Origin of the sequence: Hymenobacter terrenus, assembly GCF_000972495.1 — a bacterium.
In the GTDB taxonomy this organism is placed as follows: Bacteria; Bacteroidota; Bacteroidia; order Cytophagales; family Hymenobacteraceae; genus Hymenobacter; species Hymenobacter terrenus.
Genome location: NZ_LATM01000003.1, coordinates 84,515 through 108,024, shown reverse-complemented (window position 1 = coordinate 108,024; position 23,510 = coordinate 84,515). Strand labels below are relative to the sequence as shown.

Below are 23,510 nucleotides of genomic sequence, written 5' to 3'. Positions count from 1 at the left end.
TAACTTCTTAAGCAGTCAATTCATGAAACGCAGACATTTCCTCCAAACTACGGCCGCAGCCACGGTATTGCCGACGCTGTTGGGCGGTTTTTCCATTCAGGCCTACGGGTATTCTCCCAAGCTCGCGGCGCTCACCAACGCGGCTACGGCCAGCGACAAAGTATTGGTTCTCATCGAGCTGAACGGTGGAAACGACGGCTGCAACACCGTCATCAGCCTCGACCAGTATTCGGCTCTCATGGCCGCCCGTGCCAACATCACCATTCCCGAGAGCCTCGTGCTACGCCTGACGCCCGCCACTGGCCTACACCCGGCCATGACGGGCCTTAAAAGCCTGTACGACAACCAGAAGCTAGGCATTGTGCAATCCATGGGCTTCCCCAACCCCGACTATTCGCACTTTCGTTCGGCCGAAATCATCAATTCGGGCTCGGACTCCAACGTGGTTCTCAACACGGGCTGGGCGGGCCGCTACCTCGACGGCGAGTACACTGACTACCCAAACGGCTATCCCAGCGCCCAAAATCCCGACCCGCTGGCCCTCACCATCGGAGGCACGGTAAGCAGCTCCTTACAGGGCCCGAAGCTGAACATGGGAATGGCTATTACCGACGCCACCTCGTTCAACCAGCTGGTTACGGGAGACGTGGAGCCGGCGCCAGCTACTCCGTACGGCTACGAGCTGACTTTCATCCGCCGCATGAAGAGCCAAAGCCAAGTGTATGGCCCGGCCATCAAACAGGCCGCCGCGAAGGCCGCTAACCTCTCGCCGCTGTACCCCGCCGCGGGGCAGAATACGCTGGCCGACCAGCTAAAAATTGTGGCGCAGCTGGTGGCTGGTGGCTTGCAAACACGCATGTATGTGTGTAACCTCGGCGGCTTCGACACCCACCTTGCTCAAACTCTTGGGGGCACCAATACCACGGGCGGACACGCCGAACTACTGAATAAGCTGTCCATCGCAATTGCGGCCTTTCAGGACGATTTATCCCGTTTGGGAGTGCAAGACCGCGTGGTTGGCATGACCTACTCTGAATTTGGCCGCCGCGTCCGCTCCAACGCCGGCCTTGGTACCGACCACGGAGCTGCGGCGCCTATGTTCGTGTTTGGCAGCAAGGTGAACCCCATCATCCACGGCACCAACCCCATCCTGCCAACCAATGCGGGTGTCGATGACAACGTGGCCATGCAGTTCGACTTCCGCTCGATTTATTCCAGCGTGCTGAAAGACTGGTTCCAGGTGCCGCAATCCACGCTGGATGGCATCTTCGGGCGCTCATTTCCCTACGTGCCTGTGCTGCTGCAAAGCACTGCCAGTCGCTCTCCATTGGCTAAGACCAGCCCAAACGAAGCTCATCGTGACGTGCAGAATTTCAGCGTATACCCCAACCCCGTCCACGATCAGGCCACGGTAACATTTGAGGCAGACGGCGGCCACGTGCAAGTACTGGTTTTCAACCACATCGGCCGCGAGGTTTTGCGCGTGGTAGACCGTACCCTGGAGCGTGGACAACAACAATTAAAGCTTGATGTAAGCACCCTCGCCCCCGGCCCGTACTATTGCCACGTACAGGAAGGCTCTCACGTCAGCGCGAGGTTGCTGACGGTGGTGAAGTAAAGTTGTTCAACGAGGCCTATTTGGCGAGTTTATAAAAAAGGGCCTCGATGTGGGGCCCTTTTTCCTTTTAAAATGCCGCGTTCTTCGGATACCGCGGAAACGGAATAACATCCCGGATGTTGCTCATGCCCGTCACGAACAGCACCAAGCGCTCGAAGCCCAGGCCGAAGCCGGCATGGGGCGCGGTGCCGAAGCGGCGGGTGTCGAGGTACCAGTCCAGCTCGTCGGTGGGCACGTGCATTTCTGCCATGCGGGTCGTGAGCTTGGTGTAATCCTCCTCGCGTTGCGAGCCGCCGATGATTTCGCCGATGCCAGGAAACAGCACGTCCATGGCGCGCACGGTGCGGCCATCGTCGTCCAGCTTCATGTAGAAGGCCTTGATTTCCTTCGGGTAGTTGGTGAGGATGACGGGCTTCTTGAAGTGCTTTTCCACTAGGTAGCGCTCATGCTCGCTCTGCAAATCAGTGCCCCAGTCCACGGGGAATTCGAACTTCTGCTTGGCCGATTTCAGGATTTCAACGGCCTCGGTATAGGTGAGGCGCTGGAAGGCATTGTCGACCACGAAGTGCAGACGGGCCAGTAGTTCTTTGTCGTACTGGTCGTTGAGGAATTGTAGGTCGTCGGCGCAGTGTTCGAGGGCGTACTTTACCAGGCTTTGGAGAAAGTCCTCGGCCAGGTCCATGTTTTCTTCCAGCTCGTTGAAGGCAACTTCGGGCTCTATCATCCAGAACTCGGCGAGGTGGCGGGCCGTGTTGGAATTTTCGGCGCGGAAGGTGGGGCCGAACGTGTAGATGCTTCCCAACGCCATGGCCGCCAACTCGCCTTCAAGCTGGCCCGACACAGTGAGGTTGGTTTGCTTGCCGAAGAAGTCTTCGGAGAAGTCAACAGAGCCGTCGGCGGTGCGGGGCGGGTGCTCGGGGGGCAATGTGGTCACGCGGAACATCTGGCCCGCTCCTTCGGCATCAGAGCCGGTGATGATGGGCGTGTGGACGTAGAAAAAGCCGTGGCGGTTGAAGTAGTCGTGGATGGCGAATGCCAGGGCGTGGCGCACGCGCAGCACTGCCCCGAAGGTGTTGGTGCGCGGGCGTAAGTGGGCAATTTCGCGCAGGTGTTCCAAGGAGGTGGCTTTCTTTTGCAGCGGATATTCGTCGACGTCGGCTTTGCCCAACACGGTTATCTCCGTGGCCTGAATCTCGACGGCCTGACCTTTGCCTTGCGAGGCAACCAGCTTGCCCCGAATGGCCACGCAAGCCCCATTGCTGACGTCTTTCAGGCTTTCTTCCGGGAACTTCTCGGCGTCGGCCACGGCCTGAATCGTATGTATCGTGGAGCCATCATTCACGATGATGAATTGCACATACTTGTTGCCGCGGCGGGAGCGAACCCAACCTTTGACGAGGACTTCGCGGTCGAGGTTGGTGGCGGCGAGGAGTTCTTTGATGCCGGTGCGGCGCAGGATTTCAGTAGCCATAGTAACGCGGAATGAGCCGGCAAAGGTAGGGCCAAGGACAATGTGGTGGTACGCTGCTTACCACCACACCAGGGAGAAACCACGCACCACAGCGTCAGCTCCCGCTCCTAAAGGGCTTCCGTGCTTTGCGGCGGCTGACACTTGGCCCCCAAATACAGTGCAGCCGTTGGTCGAAAACACCCGGCCTAAGTGGCTCGTCCGGACGAAGCTTAGCCATTCCAGCCCCTTGCCTTTGTGGTAACAAACCGGCCGTCGGCGGGGAACTGAACGAGCGGCCAGCACCTTTTTGGTCCAGGCTGACTTACTGCGCATGCTAGGCTTTATGGTGCCCTTGCGCAAGCTGCGCGCTAGGCGCGCTGACGAAGCCCAGGGTTTGAGCGATGGAGTGTGCCGCAACGTTACTAACTTTTCGTGCCAAACTTTAGTAAAAACGCCCGACGACCTTCCCTTTCCGTACTTTCGTCATTATGCAACGCCTCGACCTCAAACAACTCTTATCCCAAAAGCTCAGTCCGCAGCAGATTCAGTTTATTAAGCTGCTACAAATTCCTACGGCAGAGCTGGAAACGCGCATCAAAGAGGAAATGGAGGTGAATCCGGCCCTGGAAGAGGACGAGCCCGACGAACCCGAGGAAATGGAGCGCGACGATGACGACAGCGACTCCGATGACCCTGATGCGTCTCTCGACAACGACGAAAATACGCTAGACGAGGACTTCGAAGACCGTAATTCGAGCCAGGAAACGGCCGATGAAATACCCGAGCCCGAAATTCAGTCTAAGGACGATAGCCCCGCCGACGAGGCGCCCGACAACACCGACCTCGACCTGAGCGACTACCTCAACGACGACGAAATAGCGGGCTACAAGATGCAGGGCGACGGCCCCGGCGAGGAAGAAGAGCGCGACATGCCCCTGGCGGACACCAGCGGCTCGCTCACTGACTCGCTCCTCGACCAGCTGCACTTTGCCGACCTGGACGAGCGGCAGGAGGCCATTGGGCAGCAGCTCATCGGCTCGATTGATGGCGATGGCTACATTCGGCGCGACCTATCGGCTATTGCCAACGACTTGGCATTCTCGCAAAACCTGGAGGTGACCGTGCCGGAGATTGAGGCTGTGCTGCGCGTTATTCAGGGGTTTGACCCGCCGGGCATCGCGGCCCGCGACCTGCCCGAGTGCCTGCTGCTGCAACTCGAGCGCCGGCACCAGGATGAGGCCACGGTGAATGCCGAGCGCATTCTGACCGAAACGTTTGAGGAGTTCACCAAGAAGCACTACCCACGTATTCAACAGAAGCTGGACTTGGAGGAAGAGGAGCTGAAAGAGGCCATCAACGTCATTCTGAAGCTGAACCCCAAGCCGGGCGGCAGCGGCCCCAGCGGCTTGGGCAAGACCCAGTACCTAATGCCGGACTTCATCCTGACCAATGACAATGGTGTCTTCAACCTCACCCTGAACGCCCGCAATGCTCCCGAGCTGCGCGTGAGCCCGGCATACACCGAGATGTTCCGGACCTACGACAAGGCGGCCAAGAAGGACCAGAAGATGAAGGAGGCCGTGACTTTCGTGAAGCAGAAGCTCGACTCAGCCAAGTGGTTTATTGATGCCATTCGGCAACGCCAGAACACGCTGCTGCGCACCATGAACGCCATTGTGGAGCTGCAGCGCGACTTCTTTGCCGAAGGTGACGAGGGCAAGCTCAAGCCAATGATTCTGAAAGACATTGCCCAACGCATCGGCATGGATATTTCGACCGTGAGCCGGGTGGCCAACTCCAAATCCATCCAGACGGAGTTCGGCATATACCCACTCAAGTACTTCTTCTCAGAGGGCATTGCTACCGATTCAGGGGAGGATGCCAGCAGCCGCGAGGTGAAAAGCATCCTGAAAGACCTCATCGGCAAGGAAAACAAGGAGCGCCCATTAAGCGACGATAAGCTAGAGAAGATGCTCAATGCCCGCGGCTACAACATTGCCCGCCGCACGGTGGCCAAGTACCGCGAACAGTTGAACATTCCGGTGGCACGCCTGCGCAAGGAGCTGTAGGCACGACTGAATTTATCAATTAACATTTAATAGCCCGCCGTAGTGGTGGTGAAGCAAGGCACATTTTATATCTTTGGAGATTACCGTTGAGGTAAGTAATTACTCGCTCGTGTCTGCTTTCTGTTAAATATTAATCGATACATGTTGACTAAAATTCTACCTACTGACCCTACCGAGCTACGGGACTTACTACTTGCCGAGCGCGCCCACCGCGAACAGGCCGAAGCCGAATTGGCCCGCCTGCGCAGCTTAAGCCGCATTCCGCAGCTCAACCCCAACCCCATCCTCCGGCTGAGCAGCACCGGGGAGCTGCTGTTTGCCAATCCGGCGGCGGCCATGCTGGCCGATGAGCTCCGCGCCACGGGGCCGTCGCGGGTGCGGCCGCAGCTGATACAGGCCGCCGTGCAAACGCTGCGCACGGGCGAGGTGCTGCAACGCGAAATGTTGGCTAACGGGCAGTATTTCTTGCTATTCGCTGTGCCAGTAGTGGAAGAAGGCTATGCCATGCTTTACCTCACCGATGTGACGGCCCAGCGGCAGGCCGAGAAGGAAACCGGTGAGCAGCGCGTGTTTTACGAAGCGATTCTGGCCCACTTGCCGGCCGTGGTAACCGTGCTCGACCCCGACCAGCGCTACCGCTACATAAACCCCTATGCCGAGCCCGATGCCGCGAAGCGCCAAGCCCGCATAGGCCGCACCTTTGCCGAGCATTGCCAGGAAAAAGGCCTGCCCGAATCCTTACCCGTACGCCGCCACCGCCTGTTTGAGCGCGCGGTGAGTACCCGCTCACTGGTGAGCTGGGAGGAGCGCTGGCCAGGGCCCGATGGCAAAATCAACCTCTACTGGCTGTGCTACTATCAACCGATATTCGCAGCCGACGGTACCTTGCGCGAGGTGATGTGCTATGGCCTCGACATCAGCACCCGGCGGCAGGCGGAGGCCCGCACCCGCCAGAGCGAGGCGCGGGTACAGGTACAGCAGGCTTTTACGGCCCTGGTGCTCAACCTCAACCCCAACCTGATTTGGGTACGCGACAGCGAGGGCAACACCATGTTTGAGAATGCCGGGATGACGGCCTTTGGCAAGCGCATGAAGGAACTGGCCGGCACGGAGACCTTGGAAAAAGCCCTTGACATTGAAGAACTCAAGGTATCGGCGTGCGCCGACCAGGAAGTGCTCCGCACTGGCAAGCAGCTAACCATTCAGTCTTCGGTGAAGCTGCCTACGGGCGAAGTTTTGTGGTTCCAGACGGTGCGCTGCCCCCTGATACGGGCCAGTGGTGCCATGCAGATACTGGGGGTGAGCACCGACATCACGGCCCTGAAAGCGGCGCAGCACGCGGCCGAAGCCGCCGCTACAGCCCGCGAGAACTTTCTGGCCAACATGAGCCACGAAATCCGCACACCCCTCAATGGGGTGCTGGGCATGACCAGCTTGCTGGCCAAAACCGGCCTCAGCGAGCAGCAGACCAACTACACTACCGTCATCCAGCACTCGGGCCGCCACTTGCTGAACGTGGTGAACGATGTGCTCGACATGGCCAAAATCACTTCCGGTAAGCTGGACCTGGAGCAGACGGCCTTCAACCTCTGCGACTCGATGGCCCAGGCCGCCGAACCCCTGGTGGTACAGGCCCAGGAGAAGGGCATCCGGGTGGTGGGCACGCTGTTGCGCGACTCCTGCCCTCACCCCTGGGTGCTAGGCGACTCTTACCGGCTGAACCAGATTTTGCTGAATCTGCTCTCCAACGCCATTAAGTTTACCCCGGCGGGCGGCACCGTGACCATAGCGGGCCACCTGGTGAGCGAGACCGAGGACACGCTCACGACCGAGTTTCGGGTGACGGATACGGGCATCGGCATCGCGGCCGACAAGCTGGAAAGCATCTTTCAGGAGTTTACCCAGGCCTATGCTGATACCACCCGGCAGTTTGGCGGCACGGGGCTGGGCCTGAGCATCAGCCGCGCCCTGGTGGCCCAGATGGGCGGCAAGCTGACGGTGCAGAGCACGCCGGGCAAAGGCAGCTCGTTTGCCTTCATCACCACGCTGCCCAAGGCCAGCATCGAGGACCGGACCGCGGCCTTGGTCACCTTGGCCCCAGTGCAAGCAGCGGCCATGCGCGATAGCCGCGTGCTGCTGGTAGAAGACAACCCCGTGAACCGCGACGTGGCGCAGCTCCTGCTGGAAGGCCACGGCGTGGTGGTCGACGGGGCCGCCAGCGGCCTCGAAGCACTCGAACTATTTGAACAAAACCGCTACGACGCCGTGCTAATGGACATTCAGATGCCCGGCATGAACGGCCTGGAGGCTACCGCCCGCATCCGCGCCAATCCCGACCCCCTGCGGGCGGCCACGCCTATCCTGGCCCTCACCGCTAACGCTTTCCGGGCTGATGCCGAGAAGTACGTGGCCGCTGGCATGAACGATACGCTGCCCAAGCCCTTCGATGAGATGGAACTATTAAGCAAGCTGGCCGCGCTGATTACGGGCGTAGAAGTGGCGTTGGTCAATGTTAAGTCTCCGACATTGCGGTCCCCGGTTGCACCAGCGCCCCCCTCCCCTGCTGCGATTTACGACCTGGCCCTGCTGCACCAAACGTCCCACGGCAGCACGGCGTTCATGAACCGCATCCTGGCGTCTTTCCATACCAATACGCCCACTTGCGTGGCCGACCTGCGCACCGCCCACGCCGCCGCCGACTGGCTCACTGCGGCGGCCCTCGCCCACAAGCTGCGGCCCTCGCTACGCCTGCTCGGGGCCAGCGGCCTGATGCCCTGGCTGGAAACGCTGGAAGCCGAGGGTACTACTGGTGCGAAGCGCCAAGCGGCCACGGAAAGACTGATTAGAGGGCTGGAAAAGCTGTTGAAGGCCCTGCCCACGAAGGTATCGGCAGAGGCACCAGTCGACTAGAAAAAAGCCCCGGCTACTGTCGTAGCTGGGGCTTTTTTGGTAACGGTCATCCATACTCCTATATTTGGCCGCTTTCGGTGGGGCCATACTGGGCCGCGGCCGGAGTAGCTTATGACTACGCAGAACCTTCTCGTAATTGGCTGGGCAGCAGTGTTGCTGCTACTGAGTCTGGCACTAGCAGCAAGGCCCTCACTCCCTGCTAAGCCGCTCTATCTGATGGCGTTTGTGCTGGGCACGTTGCTTCCCCTGCAGGAATTTGTACCGTGGCTACTTGTGCATGGCTTACGTGTGGACGCCTTTCTACAAGCGGTGGATACCAACGCCATTGCCCGCTTCTTCAAATGGGATGTGCTGACGGGCCTAGGCACCCTGCTGGTACTGGTGGTTGTCGAAAGCCGCCGGACCGGAATGCGGGTAGCTTGGCCAGCACTGCTTTTTGGGTTCTTAGTAGGTGTTTCGAGCGGGCTGCCACTGTTCCTGTATCTACGAGAGCGCCAGTTAGAACGGAGGCACTAGCCCAGGCTGGCATTCGGAAGGCGCGGCACAGTTGCTCCGGGGCAATGGCTCATCCCCCCAGAAGTACTGCCGCCAAACAGCACAGTTAGCACAATGCTGCGGTTGCCCGGCGCGAACGATACGCATCGTAGCCGCGCACGAACAGCGGAGCCGGCGTTATTGGCCTGCAAACTCGTGCGTGGTCATCTGCCGTCCGAAGGCATAAACGATGTTCTTCAGAAAGTGCTCCTGCATGGCGCTGGTGAACGTGGCGCAAGCATCCGACAACACCGTAGCGGTGTAAGCCCGGTCATGCGCGTCGCGCAGCGTGGACTCCACGCAGGCGTGCGCTGCATAGCCAGCCAGGTAGATTTCTGCCACTTGGTTGGTGCGCAAGTACAGGTCGAGGTTCGACCCAGCGAAGCAGCTAACCCCCGTACGGCCCGCTACCCGGAACTCGCCCGCGGCCGGCTCGAAGCCAGGAAAGGCTTCGCTGCCGGGCTGCCCGATGCGGAAAGTTTGCGTTTGCTTGATCAGGCCCCACATGCCCTCCTGCCGGGTGCCCAGCTCCGGGTAGCCGTCGGCAAAATGGTACCCGGCGTGGATGACATGCCAGCCGTTTTCCCGGGCGAAGGCCAGCGCCTGCTTGCCGTTGTCGATGGAAGCCGCCAGTTGCTCCCGGTCCTGCATGTAGGGGTTCAGCGGCCCATCGGCCGCCAGCCAATCGTTCTGAAATTCAATCAGGACGAGAGCCTTGCTTGTTTTGGTGGTGCTCATTGCGTTATTGATTAGGGTGAGCACAAAGCAAGGCTCGCCCCACCGCGTAATACTTCAACTACTTGAAGAAGCATTTGGCTGCGCCCACTTCCGCCGGAGCATACTCAGGAACTGCGGCGTCATGCCCAGGTACACGGCCAGCTTCTTCTGCGGAATGCGCTGTGCAAAGTGCGGGTACTTCCGGATGAGGGCCACGTACCGCTCCTCGGCCGAGGCCGCCAGGTTCTGCATGATGCGCTCCTGCTGGGCGATGAAGGCCCCCTGCAACATGATGCGAAAGAACTTATTGAACTGGGGCACCTGCTCATAGAGGCGTTCCAGCTTCGGGGCGCTGATTTGCAGCACCACCGTGTCTTCGAGCGCCTCGATGAAGTAGGGCGTCGGGGTCTTGGTCAGAAAGCTGTGCAAGTCTCCCGCCCACCAGTTTTCCAGCGAAAACGTTAGGATGTGCTCCTTGTCCTTATCGTCTACCTGGTAGGTGCACAGCGCTCCCTGCGTCACGAAGCTCTGGTAGTGGTTCACCTCTCCCTTGGTCAGCAAGAACGTTTTCTTCCTGATGGTTTTGAGCCGCAGCAACGAAGTAAAGCAGTCGGCCTCCGCTGGGGTAAGGGAAATGTGCTGGGCCACGTTCGCCAGGATGAGCCGGAACGGTTCGTTGTCTTCCATATCGACGTGCAATATCGGTTCGGCTATGTATCCCGGGCCTTCGGGCCATACTACACTACGCAAGTGGCGGGTATTAAACCTGCCTGCTGCCCCAGCTACATTCTCCGGCACATGTGCCGGTACAGTTCATCGCAGTGCTCACTATCCCTGGCACATGTGCCGATATAGTTCATCATGGTGCTCACAGGTACTGGCATATGTGCTAGTATAGTTTGCCATTGTTCTCACAGGCACCGGCACATGTGCCAGGCCTACTAAGCACAGTGCCCACCTGCTTCGCCACCGGTGGTGGGGCAGGTGGGCACTGCGGGGAATACGCTCATCGCTACCAGTGGCGGTAGCTTGTGGGCTACTGGTTCGGCGTGGTAGCTGGCGTAGTAGTGGAAGTGTCGCGGTTCGGGTTGCGGCGAGGCAACAGGCCGTAGTTGAAGTAGGCTTCGGCCTGGCTGGGCTTTTCCCAGAACGTGGCCAGGGCCGTGCAGTGCACCTGCCACAGCAGCTGGCAGGCCTGCTCCCACTGCCCACCAATGCTGCCAATGGTTTCCTTGGTCACTTTCAGGCCGGCGTCCTTGGCCGTAGTGGCGGCGGTAAGCTCGGTTAAAAGGGCGGCGGCCGTTGTGCCCGGGGCGGGGCCGAGGTCGGCCTGGTGGGCCGTCAAGGCTTCGGCAAAGGCCTGGAAGCGCACGGGAAAGTCGGTGCTGTTGGCTTTGGTGAGGTACATCAGGCCCTGGGGCAGCACTTCCTTGATTTTGTCGGGGGCCGGGCGGTAGGTGGGCACCAGGTTTACGGCGTTGGTATCCTGCACAAACACGCGCATGGCGCGCAACACTTCCTTCCTCGAGCGGGTAAGGGTCTGGCCGGTGCCGGCCTGGCCCTCGCGGGTTGCTACGCTGCCGCCCAGGGCTTCGGCCGCTGCACTCAGGCCGGGAGCGAGGGCTTTGATGGCAGCCTTGGGGCTGTCGGTAGTGGCCGTCACGGTGTAGCCTAGGAAAGCTAGAAACGCCGCCCGGCTGCACCGGATGTTGACGAAATGATTGAGGTAAAGGTCGTGGTACGGAGCGGGCATGGCCTGGCAGGTGGGAATTGGTGAGCACTGAATGATTTGCGCTGGAAGATAGGCAAATGAACCCATAAACGGTGCTGGTTTCACGTATTATTACCGCCGGCCTTCCCCACCGCCATCACTGCCCTTGAAACTGCGACAGCGGAGACTCCTGCTGGTTGCTGGGAGAGTAGCTACACCACCTTGTTGGCTGGGCCACCTGACAGACACAGCTATGCTTCCTGCTCAGCCAGTACTATGTTGGAGCCCGGCCCTTTTTTAATCAGACCTTCTTCTATCATTTCCTGCAATACGGCTAGCAGATTGCCACCAATATAGGTTTCCTCCTGCTTCACATAGACCAGATAACGGTCGAGGTCAGGTACCGAAATTTCCTTGGACGCGGCTCTTCCACTCTGGCGCATATAAGCCAGAATGGTTGCCTTTATAGGGCCCAGGGCTGCTGTTACTTCCTCCGTCACGATGTAAATCTAGTACCCCCCCGCAGAGCACTCAACCGTTGGCGCGGGCGAAGTCGGTCAGGTCATTTGGATAATAAGGCATCTCGCGGAAGCTACTATTATCAATACCGAAAGCATGGGCTACATACCTTATATAGCCTACAGCCCAAGAGGGTCAGGCGAGTTTGCCTGGGGAGTTCAACCTTGGTCGGGCACCTCCACTAGTCCTTCCAAAAAGGCTGTGAAGGATGGGGCCAGGAAGTACACGCCCGTACCATAATCCAGCGGGGCGGGCGGGGTGGATTCGTCGGTTTCTTCGTTATACTCGTACTCCGGCGGCGTGTAGGATTCGTGCGATATGTAATACACACTGCCGTAATCTTGAGGGCCTACGCTTAGAACAAACTGGTCGCCGCCCGTTTCGCTGCCAAACGGTACTAGGTCAGGATGTAATTGGTCGTATAAAGAGTCTAAACTATCCTCTAAAGTGCTTACGCCGTGGCGAACAGAATAGAAGTCGCTGATATCCCGCTCCACTCGTTCACCGTTGGGCTCTACCTGCATGAAAATGGACCGTTGAGGCCAGCCACCGTTGTGTTGTAAAATGTGCGTTTTGTAATCTTCGGGTAAAACAAAGCCATACTGCTGCTCTATCGCCTCGATGTCTGCTCGCGTGGCGGGTTCTTTGGTGCCGATGAATGGGTTGGGTTCCATAAAACTACTTGTATAAGGTGAGGCCCATGTATTTATTACACTGGTCGCACGAACCGAAATGTTCAAAAGTACCTCTGTGTGCTTTATCTTCTACGAGTTCCAACGTGCAGGTTCCATAAGGCGGCGGGGTACCAATAGTAGGCACAAAATCATCACGGTGATGCCATGTATATCCCACGGGGGTGAGGGGAGCTTGCATAGGGCGCTCAGTCCTGGTCGGGAACATCCACCAAGCCATTCATAAAAGCCGTGAAGGACGAGGCCAGGAAATGTACGCCCGTGCCGTAATCCAGCGGGGCGGGCGGCCCCCAGGTTTTAGTTTCTTCGTCATATTCTCCTTCTGGCGGCGTATAAGATTCGAGCCCGATATAATAAATGCTTCCGTAATCTTTGGGTCCAACCGATAGACAGAACTGGTCGCCCCCTCCGTCATCAGCAAACGGTACTAGGTCAGGGTGCAGTTGGTCATAGAGCGATTTCAAACTGCTCTCAAGGGTGTTTTCACCGTGACGAACTGCGTAGAAACTGTTAATTCCACGCTCTACCTGGTCACCATCCGGCGCGACTTCCATAAAAGAGGAGCGGGCGGGAAAGCCACCATTATATCGTAAAACGTGGGCTTTGTAGTCGTCCGGCAGTGTAAAGCCGTACTGCTGCTCGATAACAGCCAAGTCGGCAAGTGTAGCGGGTTTCTGCGTGCGGAGAAAAGGGGTCGGTTCCATAAGGTCATTTATAAAGCTTTCGGCCAAGAACATTCTCATACTGTTCGTTGCATTGCTCACACGAGCCAAGATGAATCGCAGTGTCTCGATGGGCTTTTTGCTTCACTAATTCCATCGTGCAAGTACCGTACGGCGGATGCGGTGGGTCCGTGGCCACAAAATCACGCCGATGGTGCCAAGTGTAGCCTTCCGGGGGACGGACAGCTCGAAGCCCTTGTGACTTGACTAAATCGGCTAATCCCGCCGCCGCATTAGCAGCCTTAAAATCGGCGTCGCGGTTGCCAGTCATCTGAATTTGCACTACGTTGCGTTGGTTACCCGTAACGGGGAACATGTGAACAGTCCCCGCATAAGTAGGTTCGCCCGTGAGCGTGAGTGGGATTCCTGGTAACCCCTTGCGCGTACCAGTGACATTATAGGATTTCTGAGTCGCAGCATCGTAGACGGCCACAACCTTACCCTGGCCGTCCACACGGTAGGTAAATGGGTCGCCAGTCACCTGAAACTCCGTATTGTAATGGGCGGGCAGCAGTGTAAACTTCACGTTCTTGGATGGAATATTGTCCTCCCAACGGTCTTTGATAATAGCAGCCCACTCCGCTTGGCTCACGCGCACCTGCTGATGGTCGGGCGAAGGATTAGGCTGGGGTGCAGGCAGGTGCGGCGGTATATCATCCGGCGAGACTAGTGTCCGCGGACCAGTAGTCACCGCGCTGCTCAGAGCTGCTACTGCTATCGGCGGCACGCCATGTTCCCGCGCCGCCGCTGGCACATAGGGCATGGGTGCTCCGGCGTGCAGCTCCAGCTTGGGCGAGACGATGCGCACGAAACACCGATACGAGGGCTCCCCGCCGCTATCGCCGCCGTCATCAAACGCCTCGTCGTAGCCCACGCAGTGGCCCATCTCCCACGACACGGTTTCCAGCGCCGCCCCGCCTGCGCCCGCATAAAAGACCACTCGCCCCGGCAGGGGCTGGTAGACGGCTGCCGCCCAGCCTTCGAGGAAGGTGTCGGCCGGCACATCGGCCTCGATGTCCAGCCCGCCGTGGCGCACTTGCTCAATGGCCCGGCCGCGGGGGTTGATGGCCTGGGTGAAATTATAGGAGCAACGCCGCAGGGGGTATACCTGCCCCCCCTACCTGCAGCTCGGCATAAAATGAACTCATTCGCTGATGGGGCCGACCAGGATAGATGGCCGACACCGCAAGCTACGGCCAAACCGGAAATACTTTCTGCGTAACGCGAGCCAAAGCGACTAGCGGCCTAGCGAGTCCGCGCCCCCACCCGCCACTCCGCCGCCAGCTCGAAATACGGCAGCAGCCGGCGCGTTTCCCGATCCAAATCCACGGCGGTATAGCTGTTGCCGACATAGTTGCCGCGGCCAGCGGTGTAGGTTGAGAACGTGCGCAGCCATTGCAGCCAGATGCTGGCCGTGAGGTTGAAATTAGCCGTGGCGCGGCGCTCTACCGCCACCTCGGGCCCCTGTTGCCGAGTGATATTGCGCAAGTAGATGAGGGTGGAAGACGGCCCGTTAGCCGCGTCCGACACCAGGGCGGCGCGGCCGTAGTTGCGCTGCTCCAGCAGGCGGTAGCCCAGGCGTAGGCTGGTGCTGCCCCGCGGCCCGGCCCAGCTCTGGCGTGCCCCAATGGCAAAGTCGTGGGTCACGCTGGTATCGAGCGGGCTCTCGCGGAATTTAGCCCAGTCGAGCTGGCCCACGCGATTTTCGCGGCGCACATAATCAGCCAGCAGTAGCAGGTGGGGGCGTACTTGATAGGTGATGCTCTGGGTTTGTTCCAGCACGCGGCTGGCACGGTTGCGGCCCTGCTCGCTGACCAGATCGCGCACCTGATAGCTCACCCAGAGGTGGTAGTTGGACCGGATGCTCCACTTGCCGGGGGCCCAGGTGAAGCCAGGCTCCCAGTGCAGCAGGTGGTCGGCATAATTCTCGGCACTCTGCCCCGCCCGGATGAACACCGTGCGACGGTACTCGCCGGCCAACCCCAGCGTGGTGCGAAAGGCTCCGGCCCAACGGCCCGTCCAGGTCAGGCGCAGCAGATTCTGCAACTCATCGCGGGTCTGCTGGTTGTCTTTGCTGGGGGCATCTACGCGCAGGAGCTGCGCATTGCCCAGCAGGGCCAGGGAATGCCGGGGCGCGGGCAGCCACGTCAGGTTGGCCTGCCATTGGGTGGTTTGCTCGGTGATGTCCTTCACCTGCTCCCGGGCCAATACCGTAGCCAGGCGCGGCGCGGGCAGGTTGCGGGAGTTGTCAAGGTAGTAGGCACGAGTCCGCTCACGGTAACTAAAACTGATGGCAGTTTGCAGCTTAGCCCCCGTAAAGCGCAGCTCCTGGCGGGTATCCAGCTCGCGCTGCCGGTAGCCCACGTCCTGCAAAGTGTCGGCCCCCTCACGCAGCCGGCGGTACCGGAAGGCCCGGGTAGGCAGCAGCAGATTATTATCCGAGCGCAGCGTGGCAAAAGGGTTGATGCGGTATGACGCCCCCACCTGCGCCGCCACCGTATCAGACTGAATGCGCTGTACTGAGCCCAGGAGGTAGTCCTCGGCGCGGTTGGTACGGTAGCCCACCTGCCCCTGCACCGTGAGAGGCATCTCGGGCAAGAAGGCTTGCTCACCGGCCGCCTCGGCCACTAGGCGTTGCATGGTGCGCGGCCCTAGCGCCGCCCGGGTGCCCAGCATACGCACCACCAGCGGGGCCGCCGCAGGCCCATTAGTAAATAATAGGGCCGCCGCGTCGAAGCCATAGGCAAAGCCAGCATCATCGCGGCCGTTGCGGCGGTCGGTAGCCAAGCCACCCAGCACGGTCAGGCGCATCTGGGACAAGGAATCGGTGGGGCTGGTCGGGCGCAGGCGGCGCTGGTAGCCCAGGCGGCCCAGCCACAGACCGGTGCGGGTAGCATTGGCCCGGCTTTGGTCGTAGTGCAGCTGCTGGCCCAGTTGCCAGTGGTTGGCTTCGTCGAGGGTGAAGACCTGTGCCACATCAGCCCCATAGTCTTCCCGCACGAAGGCGGGCGTGCCCCGCGAGTCGTAAATCATGTCGGTGCCCACGCGGTAGCGCAGCTGCTGGCGCGGCCCCAGTTGCAAGTAGCCCCGGATGCCGCTGTTTTGCACGAAGGTGCTCACACCTACCCGCCGGGCCCGGGTCACGAGCAGCAGCGAGGTATCGGCTCCCGCTGGTCGCAGCCTGCTAAACACCGGCCCAAACGGTGTGGCCCCTACCAGCACCTGCGCCCGGCCCGGGGCAGGCAGCAACGCCAGGAACAACCCTAAAATCGCCGCCACGGCACGCCAGCAGCTGGCGCGGCTCCCTGCCCCGCCCCCGCGCCGACCCACCAAGAACCGCTGAATAACCACCTGCAAACGGCCCGCGAAATAGTGCCCCGCAGTGCCGCGCCGGGAAGGTAATACATTGGCTCTTGAGGTTTAGGAAATAGTTTTTGTTAGGTTAGCTGTCGCAAACACAACGGTGTCCTCATTCCCTTGGCTTAAATTTGCTGAGCACCGTGTGTCTGTTTCTTTTTTCTGCTATTGATACCATGAATAATTACCTTATTCGCCACCTATTGGGCGCTACATCGTTGGTTATAGTGCTATTGAGCACCACTGTCGTTCAGGCCCAGCACGTACAATGGGCGGCCCGTCTCGTCGCCGTGTCGTCGCAACAGTCGGAGGGCAAAGACCCATTTTCTCCCTCTCAGGTACTGAGCACGCCCAACGCCCTGCCCCTGGGCCAGATCAGCAATGATGCCTGGATTCCGCGGAAGGAAGGAGCAAACGAATTTATTGAAGTGCGCTTTGCCCGCTCCATAACTGCCCAGCAGGTAAACATTGTAGAAAATTTCAACCCTGGCTCCATCACCAAAGTCGAGCTGGTAGACACCAAGGGCGAGCATCACGAAGTATATACTAACGACAACCCCGGCCCCCTACCCGAGCCCTTTCGTATCCTGGAAATACGGTTTCCGCCCGCCGAATACCGCACCCTGGGGGTGATAGTGCGCATGAACACCGCCAAGGTGGAAGGGGTGAACCAGATTGACGCCATTGGCATTGCCGACGTGGCTTCGACTATGGTGAAGCAGGCATTTAATGCTCCCAAAGGCCCCGACGTGGTAAAATCCACCCAGTTCGACTCTTCCCTGGTGAACCTGGGACCGAACGTGAACACGCGCTACGTCGACACCCACCCCGTCATCTCGCCCGATGGCCGCACGCTGTACTTCGCCCGCGAAAGCAACCCTAACAATGTGGGCGGCAACCGCGACCCGCAGGACGTTTTCTATTCTACCCTGCTCAGCGGCAAGAACAAAACCTGGAGCCTCGCCAAAAACCTCGGTGCCCCCGTGAACACGCCCGACGACCCCAACGGCATCGCCTCGGTGTCGGCCAACGGCCAAAGTGCCATCGTCATCAATATCTACAACCGCGACGGCACCATCGACCCGCTGGGCTGTAGCCTCAGCAAGCGCACCCGCATGGGCTGGACCCAACCCGTGCCCCAGGTCATCCAGAACTTTGTAAACCTGGATAAGGAGCACGTCGATTTCTTCCTGGCGACCTCGGGCAAGGCCCTGCTCATGGCCGTGGAGCGTCCCGATGGCATTGGCGGGCAAGACGTTTTCGTGAGCTTTCCCGTGCCGAACGTGCCCAACAACTGGACCAAGCCCAAAAACCTGGGCCCGAACGTAAACACCATCAAGTCGGACTTCGCCCCCTTCCTGGCGGCCGATGAAAAGACCTTGTACTTCGCCAGCGAAGGCCGGGGTGGCTACGGCAAGTCCGACATTTTCTACACCAAACGCCTCGATGATACCTGGACCAACTGGAGCCCGCCGCGCAACCTCGGCCCGGTCGTAAACTCGCCGGATTTTGACGCTTACTATACCATCTCGGCCGCGGGCCAGGACGCCTACCTCGTATCATCGCGCAACGGCACGGACGGTTCCAAAGACATTTTTCGCATCTCGCTGGCCCCCGCCTTCCAACCCGAGGTAGTGACGCTGGTGACTGGCCGGGTACTCGATGTGAACACCAAGAAGCCTATCCGGGCCATTATTCACTACGAAAATCTGCTTACCGGCGAAGAAATCGGCGTCACCGAAACCGACCCCGTCGATGGCTCTTACACCATCGTGCTGCCCAGCGGCGTGCAGTACGGCTACCGCGCCGAAGCCAAAGGCTACATCGCCGAAAACACCAACCTCGACGTCACGGCCAAGGACAAGTATTCCGAACAGAAGGAGGACCTGTTCCTCGTTCCCTTCAACGTGGGCCAGACCGTGAAGATGAATAACATCTTCTTTCAGCAGAGTAGATACTACCTCTCCACCAGTTCCTACCCCGAGCTGGCCCGCCTCATCCGGGTGATGAGAGACTACCCAACCGTGGAAATCAAGATTTCCGGCCACACCGATAACCAAGGCGACCCCGCCCTCAACCTCAAGCTCAGCCAAGACCGGGTGAATGAAGTGAAGAAATACCTCAGCGCCCACGGCATCAACGGTAGCCGCATCTCCACCGAAGGCTTCGGCGGCACCAGGCCCATAGCCAGCAACGACCAGGAAGAAACCCGCGCCAAGAACCGGCGGGTAGAATTTACGATTACGAAGAAGTAGGACGTTCAACGGGGACCGGCTCCCCTCCCCGCTGAAGAGGGGGCACCGGTCTTATACTAATTATGCTCAATGAAAAAGCCCGCTATAACGCGGGCTTTTTCATTGAGCATATGATTCAGATGCGATTTGAATGAACAGGTGCTCCTTTCCATCGCAGAGGAGCACCTGTCCCCGTTGAGCCGTTACTGTTACGACTGCCGCCCCTCTTCCCTTCCCGGCCTGATACTGCCGCTGCCGCCGGGATTGGCAATCGAATCTCGCATTTCGGTATCAGCCTGCACGTTGCGCATCTTGTAGTAATCCATCACACCCAGGTTGCCGCTGCGGAAAGCTTCGGCAATGGCTTTGGGGATTTCCGCTTCGGCTTCTACCACGCGGGACTTCGCCTCCTGGGTTTTAGCGCGGTTTTCCTGCTCCATGGCCACGGCCATGGCACGGCGTTCTTCGGCACGAGCCTCGGCCACGCGCAGGTCGGCGCTGGCTTGGTCAGTTTGCAGCTTGGCCCCGATGTTTTCTCCAATGTCCACGTCGGCAATATCGATAGACAGAATTTCGAAAGCTGTACCCGCATCCAAGCCTTTGGATAGTACCAGTTTGGAAATTTTATCCGGGTTTTCCAACACTTCCTTGTGCGACTTCGATGAGCCGATGCTCGTCACAATACCTTCCCCAACCCGCGCCAGGATGGTTTCCTCACCGGCACCGCCCACCAGCTGCGCAATATTGGCCCGCACCGTAACGCGGGCAATAACAATGAGTTGAATCCCATCCTGCGACACGGCCGCCACGTTGGGCGTATTTATCACCTTCGGATTCACGCTGGTGGTCACGGCCTCAAACACGTTACGGCCCGCCAGGTCGATAGCCGTGGCCTGCTTGAAAGTGAGCGGAATATTGGCTTTATCGGCCGAAATCAGCGCTTTGATAACGCTGGGCACGTTGCCCCCGGCCAGAAAGTGCGTCTCCAAATCATTGGCCGTGAGCTGCAAGCCCGCTTTGGTAGACGTAATCATCGAATTGACGATGAGCGACGGCGGCACCTTCCGCACCCGCATGAACGCCAGCTGAAACAGACTGACCCGCACCCCCGAAAAAATAGCCGTTACCCAGAGGCTAATGGGGAAGAAGTACAGGAACACCAGCAGCACAATGGCCGCCACTAGTAGGGGGAAGAGGGGGAAATTCATGGCGTAAGGTAACGCCGAATTTCAAACCAAGCTAGGCGGCGGCCACCACAATACGGTTATGCTCAATCCCCAGCACACGCACCTCACTGTCCGTGTCCACGAATTCACCCCGCGTCACCACCTCCCGCCGCTCGGTACCAAACAGCGCCGTGCCCGCCGGCCGCAGCGCCGATAGCGTACGGCCAATTGTGCCGGGTGCTACGTCGGGCCGCCGCACATCCTGCACCGAACCATCATTTACGCTGGTGAGAGCCACCCGGGCCAGGTTTTTGGGCCGCAACCCGACGTATACAATGAGCCCAGCCAGCACCACTACCCCCACCAGGGCGTAGTGGCCCACCGGCGTGCCCAAGTCGCGATAGCCGAGCCACACACCTATCACCAGCAGCACAAAGCCAACAACGCCCACCACTGTCGTACCCGGAATAAAAATCACCTCGGCCGCTACGAACAGTAGGCCGAACAATAGTAACATCGCAATAGTGAGCCAGGGCATGGGCGAAAGGAATTAGTGGTGAGTGATGAATAGTGAAAGATAAGCCCGTCATGCCGCGCCCTGCACAACGGGTTTATTACCTCGTTCTTTTTACGTCACGACAACCCAAAATCAATAAGCCCGCGCGAAATAGGCGCGGCGCGTGCTCGGCCGGCCAGTCACCATGCACACGCCTTCTTCGTCGGGCTCATTCAGGGCCAGGCAGCGCACAGTGGCTTTGGTTTCGTCCTTGATGCGCTCTTCGGTTTCGGAAGTACCGTCGTAGTGGGCGAGCACAAAACCGGCCTCGTCATCAAGCACGCGCTTGAACTCGTCGTAGCTGTCCACGCGGGTGGTGTGGGTTTCCCGGAATTTCTTCGCCTTCGCGTAGATGTTGGCCTGAATGTCGGTCAGCAGCTGGTCGACGCTGGCTACGATGTCGGCCAGGGGCAGGCTCATTTTCTCCTTGGTATCGCGGCGCACCACTTCCACGGTGCCGCCATCCAGGTCGCGCGCGCCGATGGCCAGGCGCACGGGCACCCCCTTCAATTCCCACTCCGCAAACTTGAAGCCGGGGCGTTCGGTGTCGCGGCTGTCCAGCTTCACCGAAATGCCGCGGGCAATAAGCCCTTGCTGAATGGGCCGGATGCGCTCGAGCAGCGCATCGAGCTCCCCGGTCTTGTAAATAGGCACGATGACGACCTGAATCGGGGCCAGCTTGGGCGGTAGCACGAGGCCGTCGTCATCCGAATGGGCCATCACGAGGGCACCCATCATGCGGGTACTCACACCCCAGCTAGTGCCCCATACATGCTCCAGCCCCCCTTCCTTGGTGGCGAAGGTCACATCAAATGCCTTGGCGAAGTTCTGACCTAGGAAGTGGCTGGTGCCGGCCTGCAGCGCCTTACCATCCTGCATCAGCGCCTCAATACAATAAGTATCCTCGGCACCGGCAAATCGCTCGTTGGGGGTTTTCACGCCCTTCACCACGGGCAGGGCCATGTGCTCCTCGGCAAACTCGGCGTACACATCGAGCATCTGGCGGGTTTCGGCAATGGCTTCTTCGGCGGTGGCGTGCGCCGTGTGGCCTTCCTGCCACAGAAACTCGGCCGTGCGCAAAAACAGGCGGGTGCGCATTTCCCAGCGCACCACGTTGGCCCATTGGTTAATGAGCAGCGGCAGGTCGCGGTAGCTCTGCACCCAGTTTTTGTAGGTACTCCAGATAATGGCTTCCGAAGTGGGGCGCACCACCAGCTCTTCCTCCAGCTTGGCAGCCGGATCTACGCGCAGCTTGCCAGGATTGTCAGGGTCGGTTTGCAAGCGGTAGTGGGTTACTACGGCGCATTCCTTCGCAAATCCTTCGGCGTTTTTTTCCTCGGCTTCAAATAAGCTTTTGGGAATAAAGATGGGGAAATACGCATTTTCGTGGCCCGTTCGCTTGAACATATCGTCCAGCTGGCGCTGCATTTTTTCCCAAATGGCATAACCGTAGGGCTTGATAACCATGCAGCCACGCACGGCCGAATTTTCGGCCAGACCGGCACGCTTTACTAATTCATTGTACCAAAGAGAATAATCTTCTTGGCGGGTGGGCAACTTTTTGCTCATGAGATGCATCTTAGAGGTAATCGAAAAAGTTCCCAAATCTGGTACAAGATTTGACTTGGCCCAAGGGCACCGTTTCGGGGTCAAATTACGTTATTAAACTGTGGACCTCGTATTGCGTCCATTTGGTTTAGTGGTTACGTTTCAGAAGTAGTTACCAGCTGCTCGTTTTTGCGTTGTCTGCTAAAATACTACTGTCTTTTCACCTCTTAATCCAGCTTCCACCGTTTACGTTGTTACTTTACGGTAAGTCTCCCCACCCTTATACCTTTTGAGTCATGAAAAACCTGCTCACTGCCTGTTTGCCCGCTTTGGCCCTGTTTGCGCTGGGTGGCTGTGCGGGCACTACGGCCCTTACCTCCTCGGAAGACGATGGAGTATACTATTCCTCCAAAGACCACACCACGGCCATTGTGAGCACCGCCCCCGCGCCGGCTACCACCGACGAAGCGGCTAATCCCGACTACAATGGTAGCACTGCCAAATCGTCGCCCCGCCAGAGCAGTGGTTCCGATCAGTATTACGACGACTCCTACACCTACATGCGCGGGGCACAGGGCCCCGGCCTGAGCTATTACACGCCCTACACCCCCTATACCAGCCTGAGCTACGGTGGCGTTTACGGGTGGGGTGGCCCAGCCTGGGGTGTCTCGCCCTATGCTTACGGTGGCTTTTATGACCCTTTTTATAGCCCATTCTACAGCCCATTTGGCTACGGCTATGGTTCCGGCATTAGCATCAGCTTCGGACGCTCCTGGGGGTATGGCGGATTCGGCCGGCCCTACGGGTATGGTTATGGTAGCTTTTACGACCCTTACTACTACAGCAGCCCCTTCTATGGTGGCTACTATGGCCGGGGCGGCTACTATGGCAACAGCTACCGTGGCGGAAACTACGGCTACAGCGGGAACTACGGTGGTGTCAACGACAATACCCGCTATCGCACTTCGGGCCACCGGACCGACCGCGCTTCCGATGGGCGGTATTCGTCGGGAAGAGTGAGCAACCCGAATGGCACGGTCACCAGCAATCCCACGGGCAATGGCCGCATGCGGACGAGCGAGCGGATGGCATCTCCTGGCACGGTTCAGCCAATGCCGGACGCTACCAATGGCGGCCGGACGCGTGGTGAAGTGCTGACGGCTGCCCCCGGTGTGCAGTCAGAACGGACCAATGAATCGTTTAATCGCCCCCGGCGCATGGAGCGGGCCGACCAGCCTCGTTACCAGAACCTGGATCCTGCTGCCAACACCGCACAGCCTTTGGATGCGCAACCCAACCGCGACCAGATAGCGCGTGATGAGCGCCGGGGCCGCTGGCGCAGTATTGATGCCGCTCCACAAAGCGGCCAGATGCAGCCAGCCGCTACCCCGCAGCCCCAGGAAGGACGCCGTCGCGGAGGCTTCTTCCAGAACGTGTTTTCGGAACCCAGCAATGTGGGCAGCCAGGCAACTGAACAGCCCACTCGCCAGCGGTCGTATGACCAGCCCCGGCAACGCACTGCTGAGCAACCCCAGCAGCGCAGCTATGAGCAACCGCAGCAACGCAGCTACGAACAGCCCCAGCGGCAGTCGTACAGCCAGCCTTCTTATTCGGCACCGTCTTATGGCGGAGGAAATAGTGGTGGCGGTGGTGGCCGCAGCCGTAGCCGTGGTAATTAAGCCACCTGCCAAGGTTTCTGCTAATATA

Annotated in this window: 19 protein-coding genes and 1 pseudogene; 6 read left to right on the top strand and 14 right to left on the bottom strand. The window is 59.2% G+C overall.

The features are described 5' to 3' along the window. Positions 1–22 precede the first annotated feature (22 nt). Positions 23–1,618 carry a DUF1501 domain-containing protein gene (locus WX88_RS07055; protein WP_046243643.1) on the top strand — a complete coding sequence of 532 codons (1,596 nt, stop codon included), beginning with the start codon at positions 23–25 and terminating at the stop codon, positions 1,616–1,618. Between the two features lie 67 nt (positions 1,619–1,685). Here WX88_RS07055 and asnS read toward each other — a convergent pair whose 3' ends face one another. Then, on the bottom strand, positions 1,686–3,074 hold the full coding sequence (gene asnS / locus WX88_RS07050) for an asparagine--tRNA ligase (RefSeq protein WP_046243816.1): 1,389 nt from the start codon (positions 3,072–3,074) through the stop codon (positions 1,686–1,688). A gap of 482 nt (positions 3,075–3,556) precedes the next feature. Between asnS and rpoN the strand changes: the two genes are divergently transcribed. The 3 genes from rpoN to WX88_RS07035 all read left to right on the top strand — a co-directional run bounded on the left by rpoN (position 3,557) and on the right by WX88_RS07035 (position 8,563). Next, complete coding sequence (gene rpoN / locus WX88_RS07045) at positions 3,557–5,137, top strand: RNA polymerase factor sigma-54 (protein ID WP_046243642.1); 1,581 nt, start codon at positions 3,557–3,559, stop codon at positions 5,135–5,137. Positions 5,138–5,278: 141 nt separating this feature from the next. Beyond that, positions 5,279–8,047 carry a response regulator gene (locus WX88_RS07040; RefSeq protein ID WP_046243641.1) on the top strand — a complete coding sequence of 923 codons (2,769 nt, stop codon included), beginning with the start codon at positions 5,279–5,281 and terminating at the stop codon, positions 8,045–8,047. Positions 8,048–8,158: 111 nt separating this feature from the next. Then, positions 8,159–8,563 (top strand): DUF2834 domain-containing protein, encoded by a 405-nt coding sequence (locus tag WX88_RS07035; RefSeq protein WP_082115894.1) that lies wholly within the window; start codon positions 8,159–8,161, stop codon positions 8,561–8,563. Between the two features lie 156 nt (positions 8,564–8,719). On the opposite strand, the gene WX88_RS07030 is transcribed toward WX88_RS07035, so the two are convergent. The 10 genes and pseudogenes from WX88_RS07030 to WX88_RS06995 all read right to left on the bottom strand — a co-directional run bounded on the left by WX88_RS07030 (position 8,720) and on the right by WX88_RS06995 (position 16,221). Beyond that, the gene (locus tag WX88_RS07030) at positions 8,720–9,319 is read right to left on the bottom strand and encodes a cysteine hydrolase (protein ID WP_046243639.1); all 600 of its coding nucleotides are present in this window, start codon (positions 9,317–9,319) and stop codon (positions 8,720–8,722) included. A gap of 54 nt (positions 9,320–9,373) precedes the next feature. Further along, positions 9,374–9,985 carry a Crp/Fnr family transcriptional regulator gene (locus WX88_RS07025; RefSeq protein WP_046243638.1) on the bottom strand — a complete coding sequence of 204 codons (612 nt, stop codon included), beginning with the start codon at positions 9,983–9,985 and terminating at the stop codon, positions 9,374–9,376. Between the two features lie 349 nt (positions 9,986–10,334). Further along, on the bottom strand, positions 10,335–11,051 hold the full coding sequence (locus WX88_RS07020) for a hypothetical protein (protein WP_046243637.1): 717 nt from the start codon (positions 11,049–11,051) through the stop codon (positions 10,335–10,337). Positions 11,052–11,260: 209 nt separating this feature from the next. Beyond that, a complete protein-coding gene (locus tag WX88_RS07015; protein ID WP_046243636.1) occupies positions 11,261–11,509 on the bottom strand; it encodes a hypothetical protein in 249 nt (82 codons plus the stop codon). Positions 11,510–11,686: 177 nt separating this feature from the next. Beyond that, positions 11,687–12,202: an SMI1/KNR4 family protein gene (locus WX88_RS07010; RefSeq protein WP_046243635.1), complete on the bottom strand. Its 516-nt coding sequence runs from the start codon at positions 12,200–12,202 to the stop codon at positions 11,687–11,689. 4 nt (positions 12,203–12,206) lie between these two features. Then, complete coding sequence (locus WX88_RS32085) at positions 12,207–12,401, bottom strand: HNH endonuclease (RefSeq protein WP_197076699.1); 195 nt, start codon at positions 12,399–12,401, stop codon at positions 12,207–12,209. A 7-nt stretch (positions 12,402–12,408) separates the two neighbouring features. Beyond that, positions 12,409–12,924 carry an SMI1/KNR4 family protein gene (locus tag WX88_RS27305; protein WP_052732435.1) on the bottom strand — a complete coding sequence of 172 codons (516 nt, stop codon included), beginning with the start codon at positions 12,922–12,924 and terminating at the stop codon, positions 12,409–12,411. A gap of 4 nt (positions 12,925–12,928) precedes the next feature. Further along, the gene (locus WX88_RS31960) at positions 12,929–13,213 is read right to left on the bottom strand and encodes an HNH endonuclease (protein ID WP_316932315.1); all 285 of its coding nucleotides are present in this window, start codon (positions 13,211–13,213) and stop codon (positions 12,929–12,931) included. Positions 13,214–13,789: 576 nt separating this feature from the next. Next, positions 13,790–14,044: pseudogene (gene tssD / locus WX88_RS31955) on the bottom strand (type VI secretion system tube protein TssD); the annotation flags it as partial. A 143-nt stretch (positions 14,045–14,187) separates the two neighbouring features. Next, positions 14,188–16,221 (bottom strand): TonB-dependent receptor, encoded by a 2,034-nt coding sequence (locus tag WX88_RS06995; protein WP_156175986.1) that lies wholly within the window; start codon positions 16,219–16,221, stop codon positions 14,188–14,190. A 254-nt stretch (positions 16,222–16,475) separates the two neighbouring features. Here WX88_RS06995 and WX88_RS06990 point away from each other — a divergent pair, with 254 nt between their 5' ends. Beyond that, positions 16,476–18,554 (top strand): OmpA family protein, encoded by a 2,079-nt coding sequence (locus WX88_RS06990; RefSeq protein ID WP_052732434.1) that lies wholly within the window; start codon positions 16,476–16,478, stop codon positions 18,552–18,554. A 188-nt stretch (positions 18,555–18,742) separates the two neighbouring features. On the opposite strand, the gene floA is transcribed toward WX88_RS06990, so the two are convergent. From floA to proS, 3 genes are all read right to left on the bottom strand, one after another. After that, positions 18,743–19,741, bottom strand: a complete 999-nt coding sequence (gene floA, locus WX88_RS06985) for a flotillin-like protein FloA (RefSeq protein WP_046243632.1) — start codon at positions 19,739–19,741, stop codon at positions 18,743–18,745. Positions 19,742–19,772: 31 nt separating this feature from the next. Further along, positions 19,773–20,237, bottom strand: a complete 465-nt coding sequence (locus WX88_RS06980; RefSeq protein ID WP_046243631.1) for an NfeD family protein — start codon at positions 20,235–20,237, stop codon at positions 19,773–19,775. 111 nt (positions 20,238–20,348) lie between these two features. Next, complete coding sequence (proS, locus tag WX88_RS06975) at positions 20,349–21,824, bottom strand: proline--tRNA ligase (RefSeq protein WP_046243630.1); 1,476 nt, start codon at positions 21,822–21,824, stop codon at positions 20,349–20,351. A gap of 275 nt (positions 21,825–22,099) precedes the next feature. On the opposite strand from proS, the gene WX88_RS06970 reads away from it, so the two are divergent. Next, complete coding sequence (locus tag WX88_RS06970; RefSeq protein ID WP_046243629.1) at positions 22,100–23,482, top strand: hypothetical protein; 1,383 nt, start codon at positions 22,100–22,102, stop codon at positions 23,480–23,482. The last annotated feature ends 28 nt before the right edge of the window (positions 23,483–23,510 follow it).

Coding starts and splice junctions, on each gene's coding strand:
- WX88_RS07035 (WP_082115894.1), top strand. CDS start 8,159: ATGACTACGCAGAACCTTCTCGTAATTGGCTGGGCAGCAGTGTTGCTG.
- WX88_RS07025 (WP_046243638.1), bottom strand. CDS start 9,985: ATGGAAGACAACGAACCGTTCCGGCTCATCCTGGCGAACGTGGCCCAG.
- WX88_RS31960 (WP_316932315.1), bottom strand. CDS start 13,213: ATGACTGGCAACCGCGACGCCGATTTTAAGGCTGCTAATGCGGCGGCG.
- WX88_RS07010 (WP_046243635.1), bottom strand. CDS start 12,202: ATGGAACCCAACCCATTCATCGGCACCAAAGAACCCGCCACGCGAGCA.
- WX88_RS07040 (WP_046243641.1), top strand. CDS start 5,279: ATGTTGACTAAAATTCTACCTACTGACCCTACCGAGCTACGGGACTTA.
- WX88_RS06990 (WP_052732434.1), top strand. CDS start 16,476: ATGAATAATTACCTTATTCGCCACCTATTGGGCGCTACATCGTTGGTT.
- WX88_RS32085 (WP_197076699.1), bottom strand. CDS start 12,401: ATGCAAGCTCCCCTCACCCCCGTGGGATATACATGGCATCACCGTGAT.
- WX88_RS06980 (WP_046243631.1), bottom strand. CDS start 20,237: ATGCCCTGGCTCACTATTGCGATGTTACTATTGTTCGGCCTACTGTTC.
- WX88_RS07055 (WP_046243643.1), top strand. CDS start 23: ATGAAACGCAGACATTTCCTCCAAACTACGGCCGCAGCCACGGTATTG.
- floA (WP_046243632.1), bottom strand. CDS start 19,741: ATGAATTTCCCCCTCTTCCCCCTACTAGTGGCGGCCATTGTGCTGCTG.
- rpoN (WP_046243642.1), top strand. CDS start 3,557: ATGCAACGCCTCGACCTCAAACAACTCTTATCCCAAAAGCTCAGTCCG.
- WX88_RS06970 (WP_046243629.1), top strand. CDS start 22,100: ATGAAAAACCTGCTCACTGCCTGTTTGCCCGCTTTGGCCCTGTTTGCG.
- WX88_RS07020 (WP_046243637.1), bottom strand. CDS start 11,051: ATGCCCGCTCCGTACCACGACCTTTACCTCAATCATTTCGTCAACATC.
- WX88_RS07030 (WP_046243639.1), bottom strand. CDS start 9,319: ATGAGCACCACCAAAACAAGCAAGGCTCTCGTCCTGATTGAATTTCAG.
- WX88_RS27305 (WP_052732435.1), bottom strand. CDS start 12,924: ATGGAACCGACCCCTTTTCTCCGCACGCAGAAACCCGCTACACTTGCC.
- proS (WP_046243630.1), bottom strand. CDS start 21,824: ATGAGCAAAAAGTTGCCCACCCGCCAAGAAGATTATTCTCTTTGGTAC.